The sequence below is a fragment of the Aeromicrobium sp. genome (genome assembly GCF_014378035.1).
Classification (GTDB): Bacteria; Actinomycetota; Actinomycetes; order Propionibacteriales; family Nocardioidaceae; genus Aeromicrobium.
The window spans coordinates 1-2,830 of the sequence record NZ_JACMOM010000364.1; the positions used below are offsets into that span (position 1 = coordinate 1).

The 2,830-nt window shown below is 65.5% G+C and carries 2 pseudogenes; both read left to right on the plus strand.

The features are described 5' to 3' along the window. Positions 1–1,136, plus strand: a pseudogene (locus H7290_RS19115) (helicase); the annotation flags it as partial. A gap of 3 nt (positions 1,137–1,139) precedes the next feature. Continuing rightward, positions 1,140–2,830, plus strand: a pseudogene (locus tag H7290_RS19120) (class I SAM-dependent DNA methyltransferase); the annotation flags it as partial.

The window sequence follows — 2,830 nt, forward strand, 5'->3', positions numbered from 1 at the left end:
AGGCGCACGCCGCGCTTGGCGACGTCGCTTCCCTGATGGGCAAATACGATGTCGCCGCCGAGGAGGACGCCATCGCGAAGGCCCTGGCGAGCGGGGTGGACGCCGAAGAAATTCTTCCGACGCTGGCGAGCCTCACGGCGGATGTCGACGACCCCTGGCTCGCCCTGCTGCTCGCTTCGGCGGAGAAGCGGGAGACCGTCTCACGTGACGGGTCAGGTGAAGGCGCCGTGTCCGACTCGAACGGATCATCCGGTCTCTACCCCTCACACCAGGCGTATCTGGTCGCGGCACTCGACGAGGTGTTCGTCACGCCGGGCGCCGCCGCCGGCGCAACGGGCGGGGGAGGGGTCGACTGGCGGGAGCACAAGGGCCACGGCCTCGTCGAGATGACCCCGCCACGGGACCTCGCTCAGCGACTGGCGGTTCTGCCGCAGAGTTACCTCCGCGATCAGCGCGTCAGCGAACATCTCAAACTGGCCGTGACGGAGGCGCTCGGCAGGAGCGAACTCCAGCGGGCGATCGACGATTCATCGAGCAAGTCCCTGTGGCCGGAGGCCCACTTCCTCGGCCCGCTGCATCCCGTACTCGATTGGGCCAGTGACCGCGCACTCGCCAAGCTCGGCAGGAACGAGGTCTTCGTGGTGCGCGGCGACGTGCCCCATCCCACCGTGCTACTCATCGGCACCCTGACCAACAACCGCGGCCAGGTCGTCGCATCGTCGTTCCTCACCGCCGGTATCCCGGATGCGGGCAACCCCGAGTTCGTCCTCGTCGAACCACACCCGAGTGCGCGGTCCGCCCTCTCGGAGCTCGGTCTCACCGAACACCGGGCGAATCCCGGTGCCGTAGCCGGGTTGGAGGGGTTGCAAGCGCTGATTCCCTCGGCCGTGCGGCATGCTGGAGCCCTCCTCGTGCAGCTCGCCGCGGCGTCGGCCGCGAGCATCGAAGCGAGCATCGACGCCTGGTCGTTGCGGGTGCGGCAATGGGAACACGAGGCTGACGCCCTGATGCAGCGCGGCGATCTCAAACAGCGGCGGGTGACCGTGGAAGAGGAGCGAATCATCGCCGAATCGATGAAGCCAAATCAACGGTTGGTGCGCCCGCTGCTCCTCGTCGTGCCCCAGGAAGAGGTGTGACCGATGGCCTCTGACGCCTTCATCGTCGGCGAGGAATGGATCAGCGAGCACTATTTCAACACGGATGTCGCGAAACAGTCCTTCCAGGCGCGAGTGGTGCAACGACGAAAGGCCTGGGACGAACAGAGCGACGGCGGGCAGAAGTCGACGCGGGACTACTTCGCCTCCGCCCGAGCAGACCTGGTGCGGGCCACGGCTGAACTCGAAGACGGCGAAACGGTCGACGCCCGCGGTGCCATCTCGTCGCTCTTGAAGACCCACCTGGGATTCGAGTGGGGGCTGTACCAACTCCATCAGGACGGCCCCGTCGCGCGGGTGATCCAACGTGACCTGCACGAGAGCGCCCGGGTGGTCATCATCGACGCCGTCGCCGTGGATGAGGTCGAGACCCTGCTTCAGAAGGACGCCGCGACGCTATCCGAGCCGTACGTGCCGGTCGACGACGAGAAGCATCCAATCTCCTCGGCCTCTCGGTTGCTGTCCACCCTTTTCGCGCACGATGACGGCCCCGCATTCGCACTGGTCTTCGCGGGCAGGTGGATCCTGCTGACCGACAAACAGCGCTGGCCGGAAGGTCGCTATCTCGCCATCAATCTGCAACTCGCCCTCGATCGCAACGATCAGAAAAAGGGCGGCGAGATCGACCGGGTGCTCGCGTGCATCGCCGCCGAGTCGATGCTGCCCGACGCCGAAGGCACGGTCTGGTGGGACACGGTGTTCGAGGAGTCGATCAAACACACCGTTGGTGTGTCCAAAGACCTGCGTGAGGGGGTGCGCGCCTCGATCGAGATCATCGCCAACGAGGTCGTGCGCCGACGGGCATCGCAGGGACTCGACGCGCTACCGCCCGAAGAAGCCCAGCCACTGGCGAAGCAAGCGCTGCGATACCTCTACCGCATCCTTTTCCTGTTGTTCGCGGAGGCATCGCCCGAACTGCAGGTCGTGCCGGTGGGCCTGAGTGAATACGAGGAGGGCTACAGCCTCGACCGCCTGCGAGAGCTGGTGCTCGTCGACATCTCCGGAGACTCGGCGGATCGCACCCATCTGCACGATTCGCTGAGTGTGCTGTTCCGCCTGGTCGACGGGGGGCACCGGCCGGAGAAACCTGGAAACCGGTCGACCGCGGCCTCCGACGCACCCGAGGGATTGACCTTCAACAGCCTTACCGCGGACCTCTTCCGCCCCGCTGCGACAGCTCATATCGACAAAGTGGGGCTCGGCGACGAAGCACTACAGCAAGTGCTCGCGCACCTGCTCCTCAGCAAGGAGCAGACGGGACGCGACCGCGGCTTCATCAGCTATTCCGATCTCGGCATCAACCAGCTCGGTGCTGTTTATGAGGGCCTGATGTCGTACACCGGCTTCTTCGCGACGACCGATCTCCACGAGGTCGCGAAGGACGGGGATTCGGCGAAGGGGTCATGGGTCGTCCCGATCGATCGCAGTGACGGCATCGACAAGAAGGACTTCGTCGAGCGCGAGGACCCCATCACCGGCGAATCGAAGCCGGTGTTGCACGAGCGTGGCAGTTTCGTCTTCCGGCTCGCCGGCCGCGAACGCCAGCAGTCCGCGTCGTATTACACGCCCGAAGTGCTGACCCGTTTCGTCGTCGGGCAGGCCCTGGAAGAGCTGCTCGATCAGGATGGACACATCACGAGCGCGGCCGAGGTGCTCAAGATGACCGTGTGCGAACC